Origin of the sequence: Ensifer sp. (assembly GCF_031989085.1) — a bacterium.
Taxonomy (GTDB): Bacteria; Pseudomonadota; Alphaproteobacteria; order Rhizobiales; family Rhizobiaceae; genus Ensifer.
Map to the genome: position 1 here is coordinate 1368756 of NZ_DALZXU010000001.1, position 24622 is coordinate 1393377.

Below are 24622 nucleotides of genomic sequence, written 5' to 3' on the forward strand. Positions count from 1 at the left end.
AGGATGTGGCGCGTTTCCATGACCCTGTTTGAGCCGTAAACGCGGCAGGGCAGGGTCCCTGCGACTGGCGCGGCGGTATACGGTGCACCAACGGAAAGGGGCGCCAAACCTTGCGGTCGGCGCCCCTTGATCCCACGAAACGTCAGATCTTACTTGATCTTGGTTTCCTTGAATTCGACGTGCTTCTTGGCGACCGGATCATACTTGGTCTTCGTCATCTTGTCCGTCATGGTACGGCTGTTCTTGGTCGTGACGTAGAAGAAACCCGTGTCGGCTGTCGACAGCAACTTGATCTTGATGGTGGTGGCTTTTGCCATGGTCGTCCTGCCTTTATGAAATTGAAAGCCGTGGACAACCGGTTGCGGGCCACGGGCAAGGTTGGCGCGAAACTACAAATCGCGGCCGAAAAGTCAAGGCCGTTTTGGATTCAAAACGATCCTTACAACCGAAAGCGCGACGTAAAGGCCGAAAAACCCGGCAATTGCCCAGGCAAAGCCGTTGTTGCCGGCCACATCCATAGACGCGCCGATGACCTGCGGGCCGGCGACTGTGCCGACCGCATAGGAGAAGACGAACGCGGCGTTGGCAGCCGCAAGGTCTGAACCCTGCAAGCGGGAGCCGAGATGGCTGAGGCCGACCGTATAGAGCCCCGAGACGCAACCGCCCCAGAACAGCAGCACTACCGCCATCAGGAACCAGCTTTCCGCCAGCATCGGCAGGCAGAGGGCGCCGATAAGGCCGATGACGGTCATCCCCGACAGCAATGTGCGCCGGTCCTTCACGCGATCCGACAACATGCCGAGCGGGATCTGGAAGATAAAGTTGCCGATCCCCATGACCGTCAGCAGCAATGCGGCCTGCGATTCGGTGAAGCCCGATCGCGTTCCGTAGATCGGAAAGAGCGACAGTCCGCCTGATTCGACCGCGCCGAAGATGAAGACGGCAGCGGTGGCCGTGGGCACGAGGAATATATAGCGCACGAAGTGCCGGTCCGGCTTCTCGTCGATCACGGGGCTCTCATTGCGCGCGATGACGATCGGCACGGCTGCAAGCAGGATGACGCCAGCGCCGACGACGAAAGGCAGGACGCCTTCGCTGCCAAGGATGGAGAACAGCAGGGGCCCGGTGAGGAAGCCCAGCGACAGGCCAGTGCCATAGATGCCAAGCACGAAGCCACGTCTTGCCGGCGGGGCCGTGGCGTTGATCCAGAACTCCGACAGGATGAACAGGACGGTGATCGCGCCGTGAAAAAGGACGCGCAGCGGAAACCAGAGCCAGAAATTGGTGATGTAGTAGAAGCCGAAGGCACTGATGGCGGCCAGGAGCACGGCCCAGAGCATTGTGGGCGCGACGCCGTGGCGATGGGCGAACTTGGTGGTGAACGAGGCTGCCACCATGGAGGCGAGACCCGCCATGGCCGAATTGAGGCCAATCAGCGTCGACGAGATGCCGCGCTTTTCCATGATGATCGACAGCAGCGGCAGCCCAAGACCGATGGCGATGCCGACGGCGCTGATGGCGGAGACCGCGGCAATCAGCGACGGCCAGTGAATTTCCTCAACCGGTGCTGGGCACCCGGGCGTCGGCTGTGACATGCGGCTGTGGTCCTTAGAGAAGCGTGCGGATGAACCGCCCACGGCGCGTGAAATAGAAAGGCACGGAGCGCTCATAGGGAAGCGTCGGGTCCGCATTAAGGCCGCTTCTCAGATCCGCAAGGATGATGGCGGTTATCTCCGGTATCCGGAGCGAGGGCAGGTCGTTGACATCGATCCACTGCAAATCCTGGAGCTCCCGGCTTTCCAGAACGCTCGACGTATCGACGTCGGCTTCGTCCGCGAAGATCGCGAAAAAGCGTGTATCGAACCGCCTCGAGTGCCCCGGAGGAGTTATGGCACGAGCCATATAGCGCAAGTTTGCAAGATCTGGAAGAAAGGGCAGGGGCGCTTCGGTCTCCATGTGGCTCAAGCCAAGGGGAACACCCGCTTCCTCGTAAAGCTCCCGCAGCGCTGCCAGCGCCAGCGCCCTGGCGCGGGCGTCACTGACCGGTTGCCCCACAACGCTTTTCAGCGACTGGAGAACCACGGGGTTGAGGTCGCTCGAAAATGCCAGACGGTGGTCGGTCGGATCTCTTCGGCCACCGGGAAAGACGTATACGTCGGGCATGAAGGCATGGGCGCTGCTGCGCCGTCCCATCAACACCCGCACGCCGCTGCCAGAGCGGTCGAGCAGCATGATCGACGCTGCGTCTCGTGGCCTCACGCGCCGCTCGGGGCCGTTTGATGCCGGAGGGACGCTTTGGCGTCCTTGCGTCATGCGGAGGGGTCTCGTGCCGGCAAGACATCCTCGGGGGCATCTTCCTGGCCGCCGAAGCCGTGCATCTTCAGCGCCCACTGCAGGCCGATAACGGCACCCTTGATCGGCTGCAGCAGCGCCAGCGAGCTTATCACCGTGATCGGTGTCCAGATGGCAAGATGCTGCCACGAGTTCAACGGCAGGATCATATCGGTCATCATGTAGCCGACAAGCACCAGGTGGCCGACGATGGTGACGACGATATACGGCGGAAAGTCGTCAGCGCGCTGGTGATCCATGCGTTCGCCGCAGGCCGCGCACGCATCGACCGCCTTGACGTAACTGCGGAATAGCTTGCCGCTGCCGCAGGCAGGGCAGGCGCCGAGAAAGCCGCGGCGCATGGCGCGGCCGACAGGACGTTCCTCGGTGGCATGACCTCCGAGATGAAGCGTTTCCTTGTCCGTTGCCGTCATGTGAATTCTCTCCTTGTCGCCGTCGCCGGCCACATCATTGCCTAGCGCTTTCCGCGTGGCGGTCGTGTTCCCGGCTTCTTGCGCGGGCCCGAGCGATCACGACGCCCCGACTTGTGGAAAGAGCGTGTGGCGGTCGGCATCTTGCGCCCTTCGCTGAGCATTTCGAAGCGAAGCGCGCCGGCGAGCGGCACCGCTTCGACCAGCTTGACCTCGACCTGATCGCCAAGACGGAAGCCGAGCCCGGTCTTTTCGCCGGAAAGGGCCTGATGGGCTTCATCATAGATGAAGTAGTCTCGCCCGAGCGTGGATATAGGCACGAAGCCGTTGGCGCCATAGGCCGGCAGGGTGACAAAAAGCCCCGCCTTGGTCACGCCGGCGACACGGCCCTCGAATTCCTCGCCGATGCGGCCGTTGAGGTGATGGGCGATCAGCCGGTCGACGGTGTCGCGCTCGGCAGCCATGGCGCGGCGCTCGAAGGTCGAGATTTCGGCGGCGATATCGTCGAGAACAGCTTCTTCCTGCGGCGTCAGGGCGCCTTCGCCGAGCCCGAGCGAGGACACGAGCGCCCGGTGCACGATCAGATCGGCGTAGCGCCGGATGGGCGAGGTGAAGTGCGCGTATTTCAAAAGGTTCAGGCCGAAATGGCCGATGTTCTCGGGGCTGTAGATCGCCTGGCTCTGGGAGCGCAGCACCATCTCGTTGACCATGGTCTCGAACGGCTTGCCCTCTGCCTTGGACAGGATGCCGTTGAAGTGGTTGGAGCGCATGTTACCGCCCTTGACCAGCGCGATGTCGAGCGTGGCGAGGAATTCGCGCAGGCTCTCCTGCTTGGCCAGCGAGGGCTGGTCGTGCACGCGGTAGATCAGCACCTGGCGCTTCTGCTCGAGCGTCTCGGCGGCAGCGACGTTCGCCTGGATCATCATCTCTTCGATGAGCTTGTGCGCGTCGAGGCGGTCGGGCACGAAGACGCGATCGACCGTGCCGTCGGACTTCAGGATGATCTTGCGCTCGGGCATGTTCAATTCGAGCGGCTGGCGGCGGTCACGACCGCGCGTCAGGATGCGGTATCCCTCCCACAGAGGCTTCAGGATCGTTTCGAGGATCGGGCCGGTCTTGTCGTCGGGGTTGCCATCGATCGCCGCCTGGGCCTGCTGATAGGAGAGCTTGGCAGCACTTCTCATCATGATGCGGTGGAAGGTATGGCCCGCCTTGCGGCCCTCCTTGGAAAAGCGCATGCGAACGGCGAGCGCCGGCCGGTCGACGCCTTCCTTCAGCGAGCAGAGATCGTTGGAGATCCGCTCGGGCAGCATCGGAACGACGCGATCGGGGAAATAGACGGAATTGCCACGCTTCAGCGCCTCGAGGTCGAGCGCCGACTTCGGCCTGACATACCAGGAAACGTCGGCGATCGCGACGGTGACGATGACGCCGCCCGGATTGTCCTCGGAGGTGTCCGGCTCCGCATGGACCGCATCGTCGTGGTCTTTGGCATCGGCAGGGTCGATGGTGATCAGCGGCAGTGAGCGCCAGTCTTCCCGGTGCGCCATCGTGGCGGGGCCGGCGTCCGCGGCTTCCTGCATGACGCGCTCGGGGAAGACGTGCGGTATCGCGTGGGCATAGATGGCGATCATCGAAATCGCCTTTTCCGATGCGACGGAACCGACGACGTTTTGAACCTGGGCGCGCGGCAGGCCGTAGCGGCCGAGGCGGGTCAACTGCACCTCGATCAGGTCGCCGTCCTTGGCATCGCCGACGAAATCAGGATCGACAAGGATTTCCTCGCCGCGCTTCTCGATCGGCATCAGTCGGCCACCGCCACCGGGGGTCGCGCGGAAAACGCCGAGGACCGCGTCCTTGCGCTTGTCGAGCACCTTGATGATGCGTGCGGTATAGGCAGGACCACCCCGGTCCTTGGCCGGGAAAATCTTGGCAAGCACACGGTCGCCAAGGCCGCCGACCGGCGTCTTGCCTTTTTCCTTGCCAACCGTCGACTGCTTGATCAGTACGGCCGGCGCAACGCCGTCCTCATCCAGCCACTCGGCCGGACGGCCGATCAATTCGCCATCGACGTCGCGCACGGTGATATCGAGAACGGCCACAGGCGGAAGGGCGCCGGGGCGCACAAGCGACTTGCGCTTCTTCTCGACCAGCCCGTCCGCTTCCAGCGAGCGCAGCAATGCCTTGAGTTCGACGCGGGTGTCGCCCTTGAGGCCGAAAGCCTTGGCAATTTCCCGCTTGGAGGCGCGGTCCGGATTCTCGGCAATGAACCGCATCAGCACGTCGCGCGGAGGCACCGCGCCGTGGATGATCGCGGTTTTCTCCGGTGCCGGCGCGGCCCTTGCCGCGCGGCCCTCTTTCCTGCCGGAGCCTTTTCCGGATCTTTGGGTCGGGTCGCGCGGTATTCTGGTCAAGATCAGTCCTTCTTGGCCTTCGCGGCCGTCTTTGGTTTTGCTTTGGCGGGCGCCTTGGCCTTGGTGGCCTTCTTGGTCGCACCGTCAGCCGCAGCCTTCGTCGACTTCGTCGCCGTTTTTGCCTTGGCCTTCGTTGCCTTGCCCTTGCCGGTGCCGCTCTTGGCCGCGCGTTCGGCGATGAGCGCGAGCGCCTCTTCGACCGTCACGGACTGCGGGTCCTTGCCCTGCGGCAGGGTCGCGTTCACCTTGCCCCAGTTGACATAGGGTCCGTAGCGACCGTCGCGGACGGTGACCGGGCCACCTTCCGGGTGCTCGCCAAGCTCCTTCAGCGCGACAGCAGCCGCACGGCCACGACCGGCGCCGGCCTTCGACTGCTTGTCGGCAAGCACCGACACGGCGCGGTTCAGGCCGATCGAGAACACGTCTTCGATCGATTCGACATTGGCATAGGTGCCGTCATGCAGCACGAACGGCCCGTAGCGGCCAAGGCCCGACGAGATCATCTTGCCGGTCTCGGGGTGCGCGCCGATGTCGCGCGGCAACGAGAGCAGAGCCACGGCTTTTTCGTGGTCGATGGTGGACGGGGTCCAGCCCTTGGGCAGGCTTGAGCGCTTGGCTTCCTTGCCGTCGCCGCGCTGGACATAGGGGCCGAAGCGGCCGCTGCGCAGCGTGATTTCCTCGCCGGTATGCGGATCCTTGCCCAGCGCCTGCGGTTCGTTCGAGACCGAGGCCTCGGCGTCACTGTTGCCGTCGGAGGAAAGCTGGCGGGTGAAATTGCATTCAGGGTAGTTCGAGCAGCCAACGAAGGCGCCGTACTTGCCGAGCTTCAGCGACAGCTTGCCCGTGCCGCAAACCTGGCAGATGCGCGGATCGCTGCCGTCTTCGCGCTTGGGGAAGACCAGCGGTGCCAGTTCCTCGTTCAGCGCGTCGAGCACGTTGGTAACGCGCAGTTCCTTGGTTTCCTCGATCTGGGCGAAGAAATCCTTCCAGAAATCGCGGAGAACGTCCTTCCAGTTGACCTCGCCGGCCGAGACCTGGTCGAGCTTTTCCTCGAGCGACGCGGTGAAGTCGTAGCCGACATAACGCGTGAAGAAGCTCTCCAGAAACGCCGTGACGAGCCGTCCCTTGGCCTGGGGCACGAGCTTGCGCTTGTCGTTGGAGATGTAGTCGCGATCGAGCAGGGTGGTGACAGTCGCCGCATAGGTGGAAGGACGGCCGATGCCGAGCTCTTCCATCTTCTTGATCAGCGTTGCTTCCGAGTAGCGCGGCGGCGGCTCGGTGAAATGCTGGGAGGCGTTGATCTTCTGCTTGGCCAGGCTTTCGCGGGCATTGATCTCCGGCAGGCGGCCGTCTTCGTCGCCGTCGTCGGTCTGCTCGCCGTCTTCCTTGGCATCGGTATAGGCGGCAATGAAGCCATCGAAACGAATGACCGAGCCGGTGGCGCGCAGGCCGGCCTTGTTGCCGGCGTTGTCGGCGGTGATTTCGGCGGTCGTGCGCTCAATCTCGGCAGAAGCCATCTGGCTGGCGATACCGCGCTTCCAGACGAGATCGTAAAGCTTCAGCATGTCGCCATCGAGGAAGCGGCGAACCTGATCCGGCGTCCTGTTGAAGTCGGTTGGACGGATGGCCTCGTGCGCTTCCTGGGCGTTTTTCGCCTTTGTCGAATAGATGCGCGGCTTTTCCGGCAGGTAGCGGTTGCCGAACTGGCTTCCGATCGCCTCACGCGCGGCTTCGATCGATTCCGGCGCCATCTGCACGCCATCGGTACGCATATAGGTGATCAGACCGACGGTTTCCCCGCCGATATCGACGCCTTCGTAGAGCTTCTGTGCGACCTGCATGGTGCGCGACGCGGAGAAGCCGAGCTTCGACGAGGCCGCCTGCTGCAAGGTCGATGTGGTGAATGGCGGTGAGGGGTTCCGCTTGACCGGCTTGGCCTCGATGCTGTCGACCACATAGGTCGCGCCATCGAGCAGGCTCTTCAGTCGGTTGGCTTCCTCGCCATTGCCGATGGCACGCGGGGCCAGACGCTTTCCGTCCGCCGAGACGAGGCGTGCCTCGAATTCGTCGCCGCGCGGCGTCTTCAGGAGCGCTGACAGGTTCCAGTATTCTTCGGAGACGAACCGTTCGATTTCCGATTCGCGGTCGCAGACCAGCCGCAGCGTCACCGACTGGACGCGGCCGGCGGAGCGCGCTCCGGGCAGCTTGCGCCACAGCACCGGCGACAGGTTGAAGCCGACGAGATAGTCGAGCGCGCGCCGTGCCAGATAGGCATCGACCAGCGGGATGTCGAGTTCGCGCGGATGGGCGATGGCGTCGAGAACGGCCTTCTTGGTAATGGCGTTGAACGCCACCCGCTTGACCGGCTTGTCGCCGAGGACCTTCTTCTTGCGCAGAAGATCGAGCACATGCCAGGAAATCGCTTCACCTTCGCGATCCGGGTCGGTCGCGAGGATCAGGCCATCGGATGCCTTCACGGCATCTGCGATATCCTTCATGCGTTTGGCCGACGCGGCGTCGACCTCCCAGGACATCTCAAAATCTTCGTCAGGACGCACGGAGCCGTCCTTGGCAGGCAGATCCCGCACATGGCCGAACGATGCAAGAACCTTGTAGCCGGGGCCGAGGTACTTGTTGATCGTCTTTGCCTTCGAAGGCGATTCCACCACTACAACATTCATCGTCATTTTTCTGAGACAACCGGGTTTGGCACTGCACCAGCGCTGTTCGCACCGAGCGTCGCCGAATATCGATGCCCCGAAATGGACAGGGATTCGAGCGCGGTCAAGGGGTTTCCTTCAAAATAGCGACAGGGCGGCGTTATGCAGCCATCGCGGGAACGGGTAAACACATCGCGTTTTAATTGAGCCGGACGCATTTTCTTCGTATCTGCGAATGTACTTTTGTGTTGCCGGTTGTCGACAGGATCGTGCGCAAACAAGAAGTTTTATTGCTCGCCTTCGAGCGACACGAGGCCCGACACATGGCGGTTGAGGCGGCCGGCGAGGTCGAGCTCGATCAGTGCCAGGTAAACCTCGGCCGCGGGCAGCCCGGTATGGCGAATGACGTCGTCGATATCGACGGGCGTCGGGCCGAGCGCATCGGTGATGGTCACGCGGTCACGGTCAGCGAGCGGTTGCGGCTGTCTCGAGGGGAATTCCTGGGCCGGCTCACTGGCTCCCGTCGGAAAAGGCAAGGTAGGCTGGCTGAGCGGAGCGAGGGCATCGAGTACATCGTGCGATGTCGTCGTGACGATGGCCCCCTGCTTGAGGAGGTCGTTGGTGCCGTGGCAACGCGGGTCAAGCGGCGATCCGGGAACGGCAAACACCAGGCGGCCGAAGTCGGCGGCATAACGCGCCGTGATCAGTGAACCGGAGCGGTTGGCCGCCTCGACGACCGCCACGCCGAGGCTGATGCCGGCGATCAGGCGGTTGCGTCGCGGGAAATCGCGCGCACGCGGCTCCCATCCGAACGGCATCTCGCTGACGGCCAGGCCTTCGCCAGCCATGATGTCGTCAAGGAGCCCGATGTTTTCGGGCGGATAGGGCCGGTCGATACCGCCCGCAAGCACGGCGATCGTTCCGCTCGCAAGACTTGCTCTGTGGGCGGCGGTGTCTATGCCGCGCGCAAGTCCCGACGTGATCGTGTAACCGGCCTGTCCGGCGTCACGCGCCATCATGCCGGCAAATTTCGCGCCGCTGACCGAGGCGTTGCGCGAGCCGACGATGCCGAGTGACGGACGCCTTGCGGCATCGAGGTTGCCCTTGACTGCAAGAAGAGGAGGGGCGCCGTCGATCTGGCGCAGAGCGAAGGGGTAGTTCGGTTCGCCGATGGCGATGAAGGTCGCGCCGAGACGGTGGGCGATTTCGAATTCGCGCTCCGCTTCGGCGGTTGTTGCGACACGGAAGGTTCGCGCGCCGGCGCCGCGCCTGGAGAGTTCCGGGAGCGCGTCGAGTGCAGCGTCGGCGGTGCCGAAATGATTGATCAGATCGCGGAAGGTGACCGGGCCGACATTGTCGCTGCGGATGAGCCGCAGCCAGGACATCTTTTGTTGATCGGTCAGCGCAACTCCGGTTCGTCGTGCGCTGACATCCAACATTATCCCTTGTCTCCGATCCTGCTCTCGGTGCCTGCGAGCAGCCGCTTGATGTTGGCGCGATGCTTCACCCATGTGATCAGGGTCATGACCGCGAACAGCAGAGCGACTTTCTCGTGTCCTGCAAAGTAGAGTACAACCGGAATGACCGCCGTTGCAACCAGGGCCGAAAGCGAGGAATAGCGGCTGAGTTTCGCCATCGCCAGCCAGATCGCGGCAAAGACGAGAACCATCCACGGCACGAGGCCGAGCAGCACGCCGATATAGGTGGCCACGCCCTTGCCGCCCTTGAAGCCGAGCCAGACCGGGTAGAGGTGGCCGAGGAAGGCTGCAAGGCCGGCGGCGATGCCGGCTTCGACACCCCAGTGCGATGCGATCGCGGCCGCCGCCGTGCCTTTCAGGGCATCAAGAAGAAGCGTTGCCGCGGCAAGCTTCTTGTTGCCGGTGCGCAGGACGTTGGTGGCGCCGATATTGCCCGAGCCGATCTTTCGAACGTCGCCAAGGCCGGCCATGCGCGTCAGGATGAGCCCGAAGGGGATCGAGCCCAACAGGTAGCCGAAGGCGAGGCTCAAGGCTGTCAGGGGCAGCCCGAGCTGCCAGGAAAATAGATCCACCGGTTCCTCCCGCGCGACCGCTGTCGCTTATGCCGAATGCACGAGCTTGCCGGCAACATAGGTTTGCACAACCCGCCCGGTAAAGCGCGCATTTTCGAATGGCGTGTTCTTGGACCGCGAAACGATCGCTTCCTTGTGGAGGACCCAGGGCTCTTCAAGGTCGATGACCGTGATGTCGGCCTTGGCACCCGGCTTCAGCGTGCCGGCGTCCAGTCCGAAGATCGCTGCGGGGCGCGTCGACATCGCATCGATAAGCCGCATCAGGGGCACCTGACCGCTGTTGTAGAGACGCAGGGCGGCCGCAAGCATCGTTTCGAGCCCGATCGCGCCGTTCTCGGCGTCGGAAAACGGCAGGCGCTTGGTGTCGACGTCCTGGGGATCGTGCGAGGAAACGATGATGTCGATGGTGCCGTTGGCAAGGGCTTCCGCCATCGCGACCCGGTCGTCCTCTCGGCGCAGGGGCGGCGAGAGCTTGAAGAACGTCCGGTACTCGCCGATGTCGTTCTCGTTGAGCGCAAGATGGTTGATCGAGATGCCGCAGGTAACGTTGGCGCCGCGGTTGCGGGCCGTCAGCACGGCGTCGGCCGATTCGGGAACCGAGATCTTGGCGGCGTGGTAGGCGGCCTTGGTGAGGCTGGCGATGCGCAGGTCGCGTTCGAGCGGGATGATCTCCGCCTCGCGCGGCACGCCGGCAAGACCGAGCCAGCTTGCAAGCAGCCCCTCGTTCATCACGCCGTTGCCGAGATACTTGTCGCGTGTTTCGAGCGCGATGACGGCGCCGAACTCGCGGGCATAGGTCATCGCACGGCGCAGCATCAGTGTGTCGTGGATCGCCCGGCGACCGTTGGTAAAGCAGACCGCGCCTGCCTCGCGCAGCAGTCCGAATTCGGTCATCTCTTCGCCGGCGAGCCCCTTGGTCATCGCGGCTGCCGGATAGACATTGACGAGCGCCTTGTCGCGCGCCGTCTTCTGCATGAATTCGACGAGCGCGATGTCGTCGATGACGGGGTCTGTGTCCGGCATCGAGATGAAGGACGTCACGCCGCCGACCGCGGCCGCCCGCGACGCCGATTCGATCGTTTCGCGATGTTCGGCACCCGGCTCGCCGACAAAGACACGCGCATCGACGAGGCCCGGTACGGCCGTCAGCCCGTCGCAGTCCTTGACGAAGGCGCCGTCCGGCGTGCCCTGGTTGTGGGCATCCTTGCCTGCAGCGAGGATCCGGCCGTCGTCACCGACGATAACCGTGCCGGTTTCATCGAGATTGCGCGAGGGATCGATGATGCGGAGGTTTCTAAGAACGAGCGGTCTGGTCATGTGCGCGGCCCCTGGTTCTGCGAAAGAAGAAGCGTTTCCATCACTGCCATGCGCACGGCGACACCCATCTCGACCTGCTGTTCGATCACGCTCTGCGGACCATCGGCGATCTCGGAGGCGATCTCCACGCCGCGGTTCATCGGGCCCGGATGCATCACGAGTGCGTCTTCCTTGGCAGCTTTCAGCTTTTCGGCGTCGAGGCCGTAATAGTGGAAGTATTCGCGCACCGACGGCACGAAGGAACCGGCCATGCGCTCGCGCTGCAGGCGCAGCATCATCACCACGTCGGCATCCTTCAGCCCCTCGGCCATCGAGTGGTAGACCTCGACGCCCATGTCGGCGATGCCCGACGGCAGCAATGTCGCCGGTGCGACGACGCGTACCCGTGCACCCATCTGGTTGAGAAGAAGGATGTTGGAGCGGGCAACCCGCGAATGCAGCACGTCGCCGCAGATCGCCACGATGATGCGCGAGAGCTTGCCCTTGATGCGGCGGATCGTCAGCGCGTCGAGCAGCGCCTGGGTCGGGTGCTCGTGCTGACCGTCTCCGGCATTGACCACCGAGCAGGATACCTTCTGCGCCAGAAGGGCTGCGGCACCTGCCGAAGAGTGACGCACGACCAGCACATCCGGGTGCATGGCGTTCAGCGTCATCGCCGTGTCGATCAGCGTTTCGCCCTTCTTCACCGAGGAATTGCCGACCGACATGTTCATCACGTCGGCGCCAAGCCGTTTGCCGGCGAGTTCGAAGGAGGATTGTGTCCGCGTCGACGCTTCGAAGAAGAGATTGATCTGCGTCAGTCCACGAAGGGTGGACGTCTTCTTCTCTCGCTGACGGGAGATCTTGACGGCTTCATCGGCACGATCGAGCAGGTGCGTGATATCCTGCTCCGTGAGACCTTTGATGCCGAGCAGGTGGCGATGCGGGAAAGTGGTCATGGGCCGCCCTTGCGCTCTGGAATGTGGCTCGCTCTATAAGACGTGACCCCCGGCACGGCAAGCGGTGCGCATGCCCGTCCGCAGAAAACTTGGGTGCGGCATCCTATCTTTCCCGGGCCCCGTTTCGTGGCCGGCAAACTTGCGCTAGAACCGGCCCATGAATCAGATGAACCGGACCGAACAGAAACTCGCCGAGCTGAACCAGCCCAAGCCCTGGTCCGGCATTAATGCCTATCGTTCCGATCCGCTGGTCGTGGACATCACCTCGGGCATGACGAAGGCGCTGCGCGACGAATTCGACACGCTCGGCCGCTACGTGACCTCACCGGAGGCGCAGGAACTGGCGCGCATGGCCAATGAAGGCGCGCCGAAGCTGAAGACGCACGGTCCGCGGGGCGAGCGCCTCGATGTCGTCGAATTCCATCCGGCCTGGCATGCACTGATGCGGCGCTCGATGACCTCGGGCCTGCACGCATCCGCCTGGGAAAACCTGCCCGACGAGCGCAACCAGTCGCACAAGACGCGCGCCATCCGCTTCTATCTGACCGCGCAGCTGGAATGCGGACATCTCTGCCCGCTGACGATGACGAGCGCTTCGCTGGCCGCGATCACCGCATCGCCAGCCGTCCAGAAGGAATGGGCGCCGAAAATCCTGTCACGCAAGTATGATTCGTCGAACAAGCCCTGGATGCAGAAATCCGCCGTCACCGTCGGCATGGGCATGACGGAAAAGCAGGGCGGCACCGACGTGCGCGCCAACACCTCGACCGCCGAGCGCGTGGGCGAGGGCATCTATCGCCTCAATGGGCACAAATGGTTCATGTCGGCGCCGATGAGCGACGCGTTCGTGATGCTGGCGCAGACCCGCGACGGCCTCGGTTGTTTCCTCGTGCCGAGACTGCTCGAGGACGGTGCCGCCAACGGCCTGCGCTTCCAGCGGTTGAAGGACAAGCTCGGCAACCGGTCCAACGCATCCTCCGAAGTCGAGTTTTCCGACACGTTCGGTTTCGTGCTAGGCGCCCCGGATGCCGGCATCCGCACCATTCTCGACATGGTGACGCTGACCCGTCTCGATTGTGCACTTGCGTCCGCCGGCATCATGCGGGCTTCGCTCGCCGAAGCGGTGCACCACACGCGTGGAAGAAAAGTGTTCGGCAAGCCGCTGGTCAGCCAGCCGATGATGACCCGGGTTCTGGCCGATATGGCGCTCGACGTTGCCGCCGCCAGCGCCCTGTCGTTCCGCCTTGCCGATGCCTTCGATAAGGCGCATGGCAGTTCGGAAGAGGCAGCCTACGCCCGCATCATGACGCCGGTCGCCAAGTACTGGTGCTGCAAGATCGCACCGGCGCTGATCTATGAAGCGATGGAGTGCCTCGGCGGCAACGGCTATGTCGAGGAACGGGCATTGGCGCGGCACTATCGCGAGGCACCGGTCAATGCGATCTGGGAAGGCTCGGGCAACGTCATGGCGCTCGATGTCCTGCGCGTGCTTCTGAAGCGCAAGGACCTGTTCGAGCAGCTGTTCGCGGTTCTGAGCCGCGATCTCGGCCCGGCCGGTCGCAAGACCATCGACGTGCTGCGCGCGGCGATGTCCCTGTGTGAGCGCGACGAGGGCGCCGCCCGCATGCTGGTCGAGCAACTTGCGCTCGCCGCGGCTGCCGCCGAACTCTATCGGCTCGGTGCCGGCCGCATCGCCGATGCCTTCCTCGAATCGCGCCTGGCCGCCGGTTGGCGCTCGACCTATGGCATGCTCGATTCGCGCTTCGATTCGGCCTACATTCTCGACCTGCTCTATCCGGCTGCGACGTAAGCCGTCACCGAGAGCACCAGCGGTATCGTGAAAAAGGAGACGACGGTCTGGACCGTCGCCACCGCCGCATAGAGCTCGGCGTCTCCGCCCATCTGTTTGGCCAGCAGGTAGCCGTTCATCGCTGTCGGCACGGCAGCGCCGAGCGCGATGACGCACAACGCGTCGCCGCGGATGCCGAGCAGGAAGCTGGCGCCGACCATGAACACCGGCATGACGATCAGCTTCAGGAAAACCGCGAGCAACGCGGAACCGGTCGGCTTCAAGGCGTCGGACACCCGCAATCCGGCACCGACCATCACCAGCCCGAGACTGAGCGACGCGCTCGCCAGCATGTCGATCGTCGTCATCACCGGCCCATAGACCTTGATGGCCGCGAGGTTGAAGAGGATGCCGAGTACCGATGCGACGATTAACGGATTGGTGACGATCTTGGCAAAGAAACGCCGGAAATCTCGATTGCCGCCGCCGAACCAAACCAGCACGCCGACGTTGTAGAGATTGATCGGGATGATCACGAGGGTCATCACCAGCGCCGTCAGCGTCAGCCCGATCGGACCATAGAGTTTCTGGGCGATCGCCAGTGCCATGAAGCCGTTCCAGCGCGTCGCCGTCTGGAAAACCGAGGTGAAGGAAGCGCCGGAAACCTGCCTGCTGCGAAACAGCGGCCAGAGCGCAAGCACGAAGATCGACATCAGGCTGACGCTACCAATGGTGGCGATCGCGGTTGCATCAGCCTTCATGCCGGAAAAATCGGCCTGGGCCAGCGTCGAAAACAGGAGGGCGGGGAAAAGGATGTAATAGCCGAACTGTTCGAGGCCAAGCCACAGGTTCTGATCGACAAGCGTCGTGCGCTTCAGCCACACGCCGAGCAGGACCAGAAGGAAGATGGGAAGGATGCTTTCGAAAACGATGATCATGGCGGGCCCGCTCGGGAGAGGGCCTCACCGTTACTGCATAATGCCCCGGATCGGAATCCATTTCAGATGAAATTCGTGAGGAGACATCTTGGTCCTGCGGTCTTTTCGCAAGGCCGGAAGGACCGCCAGCGGCAGGCGGCCTGTGAAAATTAACCTTAACAAATGGTTTACATTGCGCGATCGGAGCCGAGCGTGGACAGTGGTCGGGTAACGCAATGAAATCCGGAATGGAGCGGTTCGGTGAGAACTGGTCTTTTGATCATCATGATGATGTTTTTCGCCGGACTGGCGCTCGATATCGTGGTCCCCGCGACGGTTCTGCTTGCCTTGGTGCTGGCAGACCGTGCACTCTATCCACTGTTGTCCAGGCGCCTATCGGAAAGGGGGGCCGCATGAAGTGGTTTCTGATCCTGTGGGCTTGTCCCGTCATGCTTCTGGCCGCTTGGTACGGCCTTTCCTACTACGACATGAGCTTCGGCTTCTTCATGCTGACGCGCCAGACCCACGACATGGTCTTTCAGGTCTATGGCAACGTGCTCGGCATTCCGCCCGAGAGCATTCCGCCGCTTGTTGCGCGCGCCATCATCGTCGACAGTTTCATAGTTCTCGGCATCATTGCCTTTCGCAAGCGGCGTGAGCTTTCCGCCTGGTATCGCCGACGCTTCGTGACATCCGGCGTTCAGTCGCGCGATGCGCCGTCCCTGGCAAGGGACGCCAGCCTGTCGAGCGCACCCTGAAGAATGAAGGATGCGGCGGCCGAGTCGATGCGCTCGGCCCGCTTCTTGCGTGAGACGTCCATCTCGATCAGCACCCGCTCGGCCGCGACCGTCGACAGTCGCTCGTCCCAGTAGACAAAGGGCAGGGGTGTCTTCTCGACCATGTTTCGAACGAAGGCGCGGGTCGCCTGGCATCTGGGCCCCTCGCTGCCGTCCATGTTGACCGGCAGGCCGATGACGAAGGCCGAAACCCGTTCCTTCTCGGCAACCGCCAGAAGCGTCATGGCATCGATGCCGAACTTGACCCGCTTGATGACTTCACGCGGCGTGGCGATCCGGCGTCCAAGGTCTGACACCGAAATGCCGATCGTCTTGGTGCCAAGATCGAGGCCGGCGATGGCCTGGTTGGGCTGCAGATGGCTCGCAAGCTCTTCGATGGTCAGAATTGTCATTTGGTTTGCCGATTCGATCTTTGCAGGGGCTCGTTTCGTTCCATATAGCTGGATCAACGCACAAATCATCTGGGAGAATGTCATGAAGATCAAATGGCTTGGCCATTCCGCCTTTCACGTCGAAACGGCAGCGTCGAAGATCCTGATCGATCCCTTCTTTACGGGCAATCCCGCGTTCCTCGACAGCGAGCGCCGGGAGGTAACCTCCGGGCTCACCCATATTCTCTTGACGCATGGGCACGGCGACCATGTCGGCGACACCGTCGCCATTGCCAAGGAAACGGGAGCCGTGGTCGTTGCCAACTTCGATCTCTGCATGTGGCTCGGTCGCCAGGGTGTTTCGGCGATGGAGCCCGGTAACACCGGCGGCACCATCCATCTCCCGGGCTTTTCCGCAACCTTCGTCAATGCGCTGCATTCGTCGGCACAGATCACCGAAGACGGCGTGTCGCATTCGCTCGGCAGTGCCAACGGTCTCGTCCTGCATTTCGAGGACGAGCCGACGCTCTATCACATGGGCGACACCGACATTTTCTCCGACATGGCGCTGATCGAGGAGCTGCACCAGCCCGAGATTGGCCTCGTTCCGATCGGCGACCGTTTCACCATGGGCGGTGCCGTGGCCGCGCTCGCCTGCCAGCGCTATTTCAAGTTCTCGACCGCCATTCCCTGTCACTACGGTTCCTTCCCGATCATCGACCAGACGCCGGAAAATTTCATCGTCGGCATGGATAGCGCCTCGACCAAGGTCGCGACACCTGCGGTCGGCGGCGTCGTCACCGTTTGACGGCAAATGCCGTCGGGGCATCGGCAGGCGAGCGATCGGGCGATTCCCCCGTTGCGCGCCTCGCCGCGCACCATTATAGCGGGGGAAAGTTCCAGAGACCGGAGACGACCATGTCCGTAGACCTTGCCACCGTGAAGCGCGTCGCGCGCCTCGCACGCATCGCCGTCAGTGAAGATGAAGCCACGCGGATGGTGGGCGAAATCAACGGCATCCTTGGTTTCGTCGAGCAGCTCTCCGAGGTCAATGTCGAAGGCGTGGAGCCGATGACGTCGGTAACGCCGATGGAGATGAAAAAGCGCCTGGACGTCGTGTCCGATGGCAGCAAGGCCGACGACATCGTCGCCAATGCTCCCAATACCGATCGCAACTTCTTCCTCGTCCCGAAGGTCGTCGAATAATCCGACTGCCTGCCGCCCCGACGTCCCTGATTGCGAAAGCCCGATTTCACCATGACCGAACTCACCAGCCTGACGATCGCCGAAGCCCGCACCAAGCTTGCCGGCAAGGAAATCACCGCCGTTGAACTGACTGACGCCTATATCGCCGCGATCGATGGCGCCAACGAAGCGATCAACGCCTATATCGCGGTCACGCCCGACAAGGCGCGCGAAATGGCCAGGGCTTCGGATGCGCGCATCGCCGCCGGCAAGGCCGGCGCGCTCGAAGGCATTCCGCTCGGGATCAAGGATCTCTTCGGAACCGAAGGCGTGCACACGCAAGCCTGCAGCCACATCCTCGATGGCTTCGCGCCGCGTTACGAATCGACCGTCACCCAGAACCTCTGGAACGACGGCGCGGTCATGCTCGGCAAGCTCAACATGGACGAGTTCGCCATGGGCTCCTCCAACGAGACGTCCTATTACGGCGCCGTGAAAAACCCCTGGCGGGCCAAGGGCTCCAACCTCGATCTCGTTCCGGGTGGCTCGTCCGGTGGTTCTGCGGCAGCCGTGGCTGCCCATCTGTGCGCCGGTGCCACCGCAACCGATACCGGCGGCTCCATCCGTCAGCCGGCAGCCTTTACCGGCACCGTCGGCATCAAGCCGACCTACGGTCGCTGCTCCCGCTGGGGTGTCGTCGCCTTCGCGTCCTCGCTCGACCAGGCCGGCCCGATCGCGCGTGACGTGCGCGACGCCGCGATCCTGTTGCAGTCTATGGCAAGCGTCGACGCCAAGGATACGACTTCCGTCGATCTGCCGGTGCCGAACTACGAAGCCTCGATCGGCCAGTCGATCAAGGGCATGAAGATCGGCATTCCGCGCGAGTATCGTGTCGAGGGCATGCCCGAGGAAATCGAAGCCCTGTGGCAGCAGGGCATTGCCTGGCTCAAGGACGCCGGTGCCGAGATCGTCGACATCACCCTTCCGCACACGAAATATGCGCTGCCGGCCTATTATATCGTCGCTCCGGCCGAAGCGTCGTCGAACCTTGCCCGCTATGACGGTGTCCGCTACGGCCTGCGCGTCGACGGCAAGGACATCGTCGACATGTACGAAAAGACCCGGGCCGCGGGCTTCGGCCAGGAGGTCAAGCGCCGCATCATGATCGGCACCTACGTGCTTTCGGCTGGCTACTACGACGCCTATTATCTGCGCGCCCAGAAGGTTCGCACGCTGATCAAGCGCGACTTCGAGCTGGCCTTCCACGCCGGTGTCGATGCGATCCTGACGCCGGCGACACCGTCCTCCGCCTTCGGCATCGCCGACGAGGATCTCGCATCCGATCCGGTCAAGATGTACCTCAACGACATCTTCACGGTGACGGTCAACATGGCCGGCCTGCCGGGCATCGCCGTTCCGGGCGGCGTCGACCACAAGGGCCTGCCGCTTGGCCTGCAGCTGATCGGCAAGCCGTTCGAGGAAGAGACCCTGTTCAAGACCGCACATGTGATCGAACAGGCAGCCGGCCGCTTCACGCCCACCAAGTGGTGGTAAGAAACTGAAGGCGCAGCGCCCCAGGCGGCTGCGCCTTCGACGCCGTCTGGCAAACCCGGCGGCCGCATGATCTAGTGACGCGGAGAGGGGGACCGCGCCATGCCTTTGATCCGACATGCCCGCCAGGATGAGGTCGACGCTCTGATCGCGATCGGCCTGCGCGCCTGGGAAGGCGCGATCACTGGCCTTGCCGACGTCAATCGGATGCGACGCCTGGCAGAAAACGCCTTCGCCGATTTTCTTGCCGCCCACTGGCTTTCCGTTTCCCTGGTCGAGCTTGACGGCAGACCGCGTGGCTGGGCAGCGCGGGAAAATTTCGACGAGAGCATTTCCGACCTCTGGATCGAGCCCGAGGCGCAGCGGCGGGGGCTCGGCGGTCTCCTGCTCGCAGATCTCGAGCGTCGCATCGCAAGTGACGGCTTCGAGGCCGTGCAAATAAAGACACATGCACAGAACACGGCAGCCATCGGCTTCTTCCGCAAGCAGGGCTATGGCGTCAGCTGGCTGTCGACTGCCTATGCGCCGAGGCTCGATCGGGACGTCGAGTTCATCGGCCTGAGCAAGTCGCTGGCGGTCGCCGCTCCCGATCTCTACGGCCGCTGAGCTGAAAGGCATGATGTTTTTTGCGAGATAAGGCTCCCTGCCGAATATTCACCTCGCATTCATTCGACCCATGAAATATTAGGGGTATTGAAACTACGTGGCGACGCAGGGGACGTTCGTTGCAGATCCTCCAAAATACCGTAGAGCAATCGGCGTCTTATAGGTCATCCGTTCGCCCGCTATGGCTTGTCGGCTTCGGCCTGGCGATATTCTCAGCCTGCCTGCTCGGTATTTTCAGCCGCCCTTTTGGTATGCTCGCTTCCGTGTGGCCGGCTAATGCCATCCTGCTCGGCTTGCTGGTGCGTCATCCCGCGTTGAGCACGCCGACCGCCTGGACCTGCGCAGCCCTGGCTTACCTTTTGGCCGACCTTCTGACCGGCTCGGGGCTCGGCGCAGCCGTGGCGCTCAATGCCGCCAATCTGATCGGCGTCGGTGTCGGCTACATCCTCTTCATGCGTCTGTCGACAGAGCATCGTCATCTGCGCCGGCCCCTGGCCGTGCTCTACATGTTTTCGATCGCGGTCATGGCCGGCGGCAGCGCGTCGATTGTCGGCTCGCTCGCGGTTGTGCACTATTTCGGTGAACCGGCCTCGCGCGCCGTTGTCGCTTGGCTGATGACCGAGCTGGTCAATTACGTCGTCATCCTGCCGGTGTTTCTGGCAATGCCGGGGCTGGTCGACCGGGAGCGGATTGTTCCTGCGGCGGGCGTCAATCCCTGGCCGATCGTTTCCCTGGTGGCGTCTTGCGCTGCCGCACTTTTGATCGGTGGTCCGGGCGCAATTGCCTTTCCCGTGCCGGCGTTGCTGTGGTGCGCCTTGACCTACCGATTGTTTGCCGTCGCCGTGCTGATGGCAATCGTCTGCATGCTGGCCCAGGTCGCCGTTGCGTCAGGCGCCCTGCATCTCGGCGGCGATCGTCTCGCCGAGGCGACACTCATATCGACGCGCCTCGGCATTACGCTTCTGGCGCTCGGGCCGCTGACCGTGGCAAGCATCGACGCGGCGCGCCGAACCTTGATCGCCCGGCTTTCCCATGCGGTCGACTATGATTTCCTGACGCAATGTCTTGCCCGCGCCGCTTTCATGGTGCGGGCGTCCGCCTCCATCGAAGCCGAAAATCGGAAAACACCGATCTTCGCCATGATGCTGGATATCGATCGCTTCAAGGTGATTAACGATACCCACGGTCATGCAGCAGGCGATCGTGTGCTGCAGGCGGTGGCACGGACCGTCCGCATGACGCTGCGCTCCGACGACCTCTTCGGCAGGCTCGGCGGCGAAGAGTTCGCGATACTTCTTGTCCGGCAGGCGCCGGCGAATGCGGATCGCGTTGCCGAGCGGGTCTTAGCCGCCATCCGTGCACTCGGTGTCGAGCTTGAGAATGGCGAGACGCTCTCGGTGACAGCCAGCATCGGCATTGCCGAGCGGCTGCCAGCCGGTTCCGGACTGGAGGCCATGCTGTCGCAGGCCGACAGGGCGCTCTATGTCGCCAAGGCGGAGGGGCGCGATTGCATCCGCACCTTTGCCGACGGCACGCCGGCAGCCGATACGACGGTCGCGCGGCTCGATGCTGTACGCCAGCGATAACGCGCAGTGCCGCCCCGCCATTCGTGCGTGAAGCAAGGAGGCCTTCCGCATGCGTGGGGAGGCAGGTGCGAAGATGCCAGGCTGCGGCCCGGCATCTTCTCTGATGTGCCCGGTTACCGATTGTTGAGTTCGGAGCGGACGAGAAGCAGGCCTTGCTGGGTGATGCGGTAGGGCTTGCCTGACGATGACGAGATCGCCTTCTTCCGCTTCAGTTTGCGGAAAAGCTCGAGGTCAAAGCTTGGATAGACCCATCCGTCACGGGTGAAGCATCGGATGTCGATGATCGCCTTGCCGTCGCGGGTGATTTCGATGCGGCCGCCCTGGGCCAAATGATGAAGGATGCGCTGCTCAGCGCGTGAGATATCCATTTCTGAATGTTCCGGAATAGCGTTCGTAAGAACGCAGAAAAACGTTCCGCAAATCTTGGGAAAAGCGGGGTTACGTTTCCGGCCCGTGCGCGCAGTCTTTAGAAGAAAGCGGGCAGGGGCCCTTACCGGGACTCAGACGATGAGAACATCAAAACTCCATTCGAACGGGTCTGACCTAGAAGAGGCGAGCGAAGGTGTCAAGAGCGCCGCTCGCAAGGATTGCGAAAGCGATTGTCGCAATCGTCTGAAGCCGGACGATCAGAAGCAGACGTGTGCGAAACGGTTCCTTGCGCGTCTTATGCCTGAAGACCTTCCGGCCCGCCAGGGCACCGATGCTACCGCCGAAAAACGCCGATTGCAGCAATGTGCGTTCACGGATACGGCGCCAGCCTTTGCGTGCGGCGTGCTTGTCGTACCAGAACAGGCAAAAGCTCGTGACGTTGATCGCTGCGAGGGCGTACAGGGCGATGATGGTGATGGCGGGCATGTTCGATTTTTGCACGCGGGACGCTAAGCGTCGGTTAAACCGGGCAACACGTCGGCGCACGCCGGGCGATTGCGCCTAACAACTTGCACCATTGCGGCAATTGCTCTACCGAGAAACCAAGAATTCAGGCTTCAAAGAAGAGCATGATATGAGCATTGTCGACGTCCGTACCCCCGATTCCAAACGCTTCATCCCCGGCGCCACAGGCGACTGGGAAGTCATCATCGGCATGGAGGTCCATGCCCAGGTGCTTTCCAATTCGAAGCTGTTCTCGGGTGCGTCGACCGAATTCGGCAAGCCGGCGAATGCAAACGTGTCGCTCGTCGACGCGGCCATGCCAGGCATGCTGCCCGTCATCAACGAGGAATGCGTCAAGCAGGCGGTGCGCACTGGCCTCGGCCTCAAGGCCGTGATCAACAACCGCTCGATCTTCGACCGCAAGAACTACTTCTACCCCGATCTGCCGCAGGGCTATCAGATCTCGCAGTTCAAGGACCCGATCGTCGGCGAGGGACAGATCGTCATTTCCGTAGGGCCGGATCGCCAGGGCCAGTTCGAGGATGTCGAGATTGGCATCGAGCGCCTGCACCTGGAGCAGGATGCCGGCAAGTCCATGCACGACCAGCACCCGTCGATGTCCTATGTCGATCTCAACCGCTCCGGCGTTGCCCTCATGGAAATCGTCTCCAAGCCCGACATGCGTTCGTCTGACGAAGCCAAGGCCTACATGACCAAGCTGCGCTCGATCGTGCGCTATCTCGGTACCTGTGACGGCAACATGGACGAGGGCTCGATGCGCGCTGACGTCAACGTCTCGGTTCGCCGCCCCGGCGAGGCTTTCGGCACGCGTTGCGAGATCAAGAACGTCAACTCCATCCGCTTCATTGGCCAGGCGATCGAGTATGAAGCGCGTCGCCAGATCGGCATTCTGGAAGATGGCGGTTCGATCGACCAGGAAACCCGCCTGTTCGACCCGAACAAGGGCGAAACGCGCTCGATGCGTTCCAAGGAAGATGCGCACGACTATCGCTACTTCCCGGATCCGGATCTGCTGCCGCTCGAATTCGACCAGGCCTTCGTCGATGCGCTCAAGGCCGACTTGCCGGAGCTGCCCGATGACAAGAAGGAGCGCTTTGTCAGTTCCCTGGGTCTGTCGGTCTACGATGCCTCCGTGCTCGTTTCGGAGAAGTCGATCGCTGACTATTTCGAGGCTGTGGCCGAGGGGCGTGACGGCAAGATCGCCGCGAACTGGGTGATCAACGACCTGCTTGGCGCCTTGAACAAAGCCGGCAAAGCCATTGAGGAGACTCCGGTTTCCCCCGCCCAGCTCGGCGGTATCATCGATCTCATCAAGGCGGAGACCATCTCCGGCAAGATCGCCAAGGATCTTTTCGAAATCGTCTGGAACGAAGGCGGAAATCCTGCTGAGATCGTCGAGGCGCGCGGTATGAAGCAGGTGACGGACACCGGCGCCATCGAGAAGGCCGTCGACGAGATCATCGCCGCCAACCCGGATCAGGTCGCCAAGGTGCAGGCAAAGCCGTCGCTCGCCGGCTGGTTCGTCGGCCAGGTGATGAAGTCGACTGGCGGCAAGGCCAACCCGCAGGCCGTTCAAGCCCTGGTCAAGGCCAAGCTCGGTATCGAGGAATAATCGATGTTCTTCGTCCGCACGGCGAGTGAGCGTGATCTGGAAAAGGTTCGCGTGTTGCTCGCCGAGACGTGGCACGCGACCTACGACACCTTCTATGGTGTCGAGAAAGTCAACGAGCTTACAGGGCGCTGGCATTCACTGCCGGCGCTGAAGAGCCGGCTGGAACGCAAGAACGCGGAGTTTCTCGTGGCCGACGACGGCCGTAACATCGGCGGCATGGGCTATGCGGCGATGTCCGACACATTGAAGAAGACCGTCGTGCTCCACCAGCTCTACGTCCTGCCGAAATTGCAGCGGCAGGGGATCGGCCGGGATATTTTCGCTGAATTGGAAACCTGTTTTCCGGACGCCGAGCGCATGCGCGTCGAAGTCGAGCCGCAGAACCTTCACGCGCTTGCCTTTTATCGCGCTCATGGCTTTTCCGAAGTCGGCCGGACAAGCGATTGCGGCGACGCGTCAGGACTTCCGGCACTCATTCTCGAAAAACCGTTGGTCTGAGCCGCGTTCCCTTGGAGCTGGTGCCTTCGCCTTTCTTTGTGGAAAAGACAGGGTTCGCGATTGGTTGTCACGAAGCCGTAGCCTCGTGATGATTGACGGTTAGTGTTGATGGTCACTTGCGGAGGACGATATGGACGCGACGACCGACCTGGAAATTCGCAAGGCCGCTCGGACCGATCTTCCCGCCATCATCGCGCTTTTTGCCGCCGACAGCGTTGGCGGACATGACGACACGACCGCGACCGAGGCGTTTTCCGATTATCTCGCAGCTTTTGAGCGCATAGAGGCATCCGAGCTGCAAACCCTGTACGTTGCCCGACTTGGCGACGACGTGGTCGGCACGTTCCAGACGACTTTGTTGACGTCGCTTCCAGGGCGTGGTCAGCCGAGACTATTGGTCGAGGCGGTGCAAACCCGCGAGGATGTACGCGGGCGCGGTATCGGCGAACGCATGATGCTCTATGCGATCGAGCGGGCGCGCGAGAGGGGCGCTGCAAAAGTACAGCTCTCCTCGAATGCGACGCGGGCAGCTGCTCATCGGTTCTATGAGCGTCTCGGTTTCGTGCGCAGCCATTTCGGCTTTCACATGCCGTTGAAATGACCGGGTTCGCCTCGGAAACACTGGACAAGGCCGGAGTGGCGGGGCATAAGCGGGGACATAGTTTTGGTATCCGG

The 24622-nt window shown here is 62.6% G+C and carries 25 protein-coding genes; 11 read left to right on the forward strand and 14 right to left on the reverse strand.

The window, feature by feature from the left end; genetic code table 11:
* Positions 1 to 149: 149 nt before the first annotated feature.
* The 10 genes from rpmG to RTP54_RS06650 form a co-directional block, all read right to left on the reverse strand.
* Positions 150 to 317, reverse strand: a complete 168-nt coding sequence (rpmG, locus tag RTP54_RS06605; RefSeq protein ID WP_003547442.1) for a 50S ribosomal protein L33 — start codon at positions 315 to 317, stop codon at positions 150 to 152.
* Positions 318 to 410: 93 nt separating this feature from the next.
* Complete coding sequence (locus RTP54_RS06610; RefSeq protein ID WP_112808312.1) at positions 411 to 1595, reverse strand: MFS transporter; 1185 nt, start codon at positions 1593 to 1595, stop codon at positions 411 to 413.
* A 13-nt stretch (positions 1596 to 1608) separates the two neighbouring features.
* The gene (locus tag RTP54_RS06615; RefSeq protein ID WP_112808310.1) at positions 1609 to 2313 is read right to left on the reverse strand and encodes an NUDIX hydrolase; all 705 of its coding nucleotides are present in this window, start codon (positions 2311 to 2313) and stop codon (positions 1609 to 1611) included.
* Positions 2310 to 2765, reverse strand: a complete 456-nt coding sequence (locus RTP54_RS06620) for a DUF983 domain-containing protein (RefSeq protein ID WP_162703413.1) — start codon at positions 2763 to 2765, stop codon at positions 2310 to 2312. The genes RTP54_RS06615 and RTP54_RS06620 overlap by 4 nt, the downstream gene beginning before the upstream one ends.
* A 41-nt stretch (positions 2766 to 2806) precedes the next feature.
* The gene (rnr, locus tag RTP54_RS06625; protein WP_312361643.1) at positions 2807 to 5176 is read right to left on the reverse strand and encodes a ribonuclease R; all 2370 of its coding nucleotides are present in this window, start codon (positions 5174 to 5176) and stop codon (positions 2807 to 2809) included.
* 2 nt (positions 5177 to 5178) lie between these two features.
* A complete protein-coding gene (gene topA / locus RTP54_RS06630) occupies positions 5179 to 7857 on the reverse strand; it encodes a type I DNA topoisomerase (protein WP_112808306.1) in 2679 nt (892 codons plus the stop codon).
* 266 nt (positions 7858 to 8123) lie between these two features.
* Complete coding sequence (gene dprA, locus RTP54_RS06635; protein WP_312361644.1) at positions 8124 to 9275, reverse strand: DNA-processing protein DprA; 1152 nt, start codon at positions 9273 to 9275, stop codon at positions 8124 to 8126.
* Complete coding sequence (plsY, locus tag RTP54_RS06640; RefSeq protein WP_112808302.1) at positions 9275 to 9886, reverse strand: glycerol-3-phosphate 1-O-acyltransferase PlsY; 612 nt, start codon at positions 9884 to 9886, stop codon at positions 9275 to 9277. The genes dprA and plsY overlap by 1 nt, the downstream gene beginning before the upstream one ends.
* Before the next feature lie 27 nt (positions 9887 to 9913).
* Positions 9914 to 11203: a dihydroorotase gene (locus tag RTP54_RS06645; RefSeq protein ID WP_112808300.1), complete on the reverse strand. Its 1290-nt coding sequence runs from the start codon at positions 11201 to 11203 to the stop codon at positions 9914 to 9916.
* Positions 11200 to 12141 carry an aspartate carbamoyltransferase catalytic subunit gene (locus RTP54_RS06650; protein WP_112808298.1) on the reverse strand — a complete coding sequence of 314 codons (942 nt, stop codon included), beginning with the start codon at positions 12139 to 12141 and terminating at the stop codon, positions 11200 to 11202. Before RTP54_RS06650 ends, RTP54_RS06645 begins: the two co-directional genes overlap by 4 nt.
* A gap of 157 nt (positions 12142 to 12298) precedes the next feature.
* On the opposite strand from RTP54_RS06650, the gene RTP54_RS06655 reads away from it, so the two are divergent.
* Positions 12299 to 13951: an acyl-CoA dehydrogenase family protein gene (locus tag RTP54_RS06655; RefSeq protein ID WP_112808296.1), complete on the forward strand. Its 1653-nt coding sequence runs from the start codon at positions 12299 to 12301 to the stop codon at positions 13949 to 13951.
* Here RTP54_RS06655 and RTP54_RS06660 read toward each other — a convergent pair.
* Positions 13933 to 14868 carry an AEC family transporter gene (locus RTP54_RS06660; protein WP_312361645.1) on the reverse strand — a complete coding sequence of 312 codons (936 nt, stop codon included), beginning with the start codon at positions 14866 to 14868 and terminating at the stop codon, positions 13933 to 13935. The two genes, RTP54_RS06655 and RTP54_RS06660, sit on opposite strands and share 19 nt — an antisense overlap.
* A 240-nt stretch (positions 14869 to 15108) precedes the next feature.
* Between RTP54_RS06660 and RTP54_RS06665 the strand changes: the two genes are divergently transcribed.
* Both RTP54_RS06665 and RTP54_RS06670 read left to right on the forward strand, forming a co-directional pair.
* A complete protein-coding gene (locus RTP54_RS06665; protein ID WP_312361646.1) occupies positions 15109 to 15264 on the forward strand; it encodes a hypothetical protein in 156 nt (51 codons plus the stop codon).
* Positions 15261 to 15605 carry a DUF6105 family protein gene (locus tag RTP54_RS06670; protein WP_312361647.1) on the forward strand — a complete coding sequence of 115 codons (345 nt, stop codon included), beginning with the start codon at positions 15261 to 15263 and terminating at the stop codon, positions 15603 to 15605. The genes RTP54_RS06665 and RTP54_RS06670 overlap by 4 nt, the downstream gene beginning before the upstream one ends.
* On the opposite strand, the gene ruvX is transcribed toward RTP54_RS06670, so the two are convergent.
* Positions 15548 to 16036: a Holliday junction resolvase RuvX gene (ruvX, locus tag RTP54_RS06675; RefSeq protein WP_112818371.1), complete on the reverse strand. Its 489-nt coding sequence runs from the start codon at positions 16034 to 16036 to the stop codon at positions 15548 to 15550. The genes RTP54_RS06670 and ruvX overlap by 58 nt on opposite strands.
* A gap of 82 nt (positions 16037 to 16118) precedes the next feature.
* On the opposite strand from ruvX, the gene RTP54_RS06680 reads away from it, so the two are divergent.
* From RTP54_RS06680 to RTP54_RS06700, 5 genes are all read left to right on the forward strand, one after another.
* A complete protein-coding gene (locus RTP54_RS06680; RefSeq protein ID WP_112818370.1) occupies positions 16119 to 16823 on the forward strand; it encodes a metal-dependent hydrolase in 705 nt (234 codons plus the stop codon).
* Positions 16824 to 16933: 110 nt separating this feature from the next.
* Positions 16934 to 17221 (forward strand): Asp-tRNA(Asn)/Glu-tRNA(Gln) amidotransferase subunit GatC, encoded by a 288-nt coding sequence (gene gatC / locus RTP54_RS06685; protein WP_112808286.1) that lies wholly within the window; start codon positions 16934 to 16936, stop codon positions 17219 to 17221.
* Between the two features lie 51 nt (positions 17222 to 17272).
* Positions 17273 to 18754 carry an Asp-tRNA(Asn)/Glu-tRNA(Gln) amidotransferase subunit GatA gene (gene gatA, locus RTP54_RS06690; RefSeq protein WP_312361648.1) on the forward strand — a complete coding sequence of 494 codons (1482 nt, stop codon included), beginning with the start codon at positions 17273 to 17275 and terminating at the stop codon, positions 18752 to 18754.
* A 99-nt stretch (positions 18755 to 18853) separates the two neighbouring features.
* On the forward strand, positions 18854 to 19357 hold the full coding sequence (locus RTP54_RS06695) for a GNAT family N-acetyltransferase (RefSeq protein ID WP_312361649.1): 504 nt from the start codon (positions 18854 to 18856) through the stop codon (positions 19355 to 19357).
* Between the two features lie 251 nt (positions 19358 to 19608).
* Positions 19609 to 20943: a diguanylate cyclase gene (locus RTP54_RS06700; protein WP_312361651.1), complete on the forward strand. Its 1335-nt coding sequence runs from the start codon at positions 19609 to 19611 to the stop codon at positions 20941 to 20943.
* Positions 20944 to 21056: 113 nt separating this feature from the next.
* Here RTP54_RS06700 and RTP54_RS06705 read toward each other — a convergent pair whose 3' ends face one another.
* Both RTP54_RS06705 and RTP54_RS06710 read right to left on the reverse strand, forming a co-directional pair.
* Positions 21057 to 21311 (reverse strand): YjhX family toxin, encoded by a 255-nt coding sequence (locus RTP54_RS06705; RefSeq protein WP_312361652.1) that lies wholly within the window; start codon positions 21309 to 21311, stop codon positions 21057 to 21059.
* A gap of 175 nt (positions 21312 to 21486) precedes the next feature.
* The gene (locus RTP54_RS06710) at positions 21487 to 21798 is read right to left on the reverse strand and encodes a DUF1294 domain-containing protein (RefSeq protein WP_312361653.1); all 312 of its coding nucleotides are present in this window, start codon (positions 21796 to 21798) and stop codon (positions 21487 to 21489) included.
* Positions 21799 to 21946: 148 nt separating this feature from the next.
* On the opposite strand from RTP54_RS06710, the gene gatB reads away from it, so the two are divergent.
* The 3 genes from gatB to RTP54_RS06725 all read left to right on the forward strand — a co-directional run bounded on the left by gatB (position 21947) and on the right by RTP54_RS06725 (position 24548).
* Entirely contained in the window at positions 21947 to 23449 is a 1503-nt protein-coding gene (gene gatB / locus RTP54_RS06715) for an Asp-tRNA(Asn)/Glu-tRNA(Gln) amidotransferase subunit GatB (RefSeq protein ID WP_112808341.1), read from the forward strand.
* 3 nt (positions 23450 to 23452) lie between these two features.
* Entirely contained in the window at positions 23453 to 23947 is a 495-nt protein-coding gene (locus RTP54_RS06720; RefSeq protein WP_112818364.1) for a GNAT family N-acetyltransferase, read from the forward strand.
* A gap of 130 nt (positions 23948 to 24077) precedes the next feature.
* Positions 24078 to 24548 carry a GNAT family N-acetyltransferase gene (locus RTP54_RS06725; protein WP_312361654.1) on the forward strand — a complete coding sequence of 157 codons (471 nt, stop codon included), beginning with the start codon at positions 24078 to 24080 and terminating at the stop codon, positions 24546 to 24548.
* The last annotated feature ends 74 nt before the right edge of the window (positions 24549 to 24622 follow it).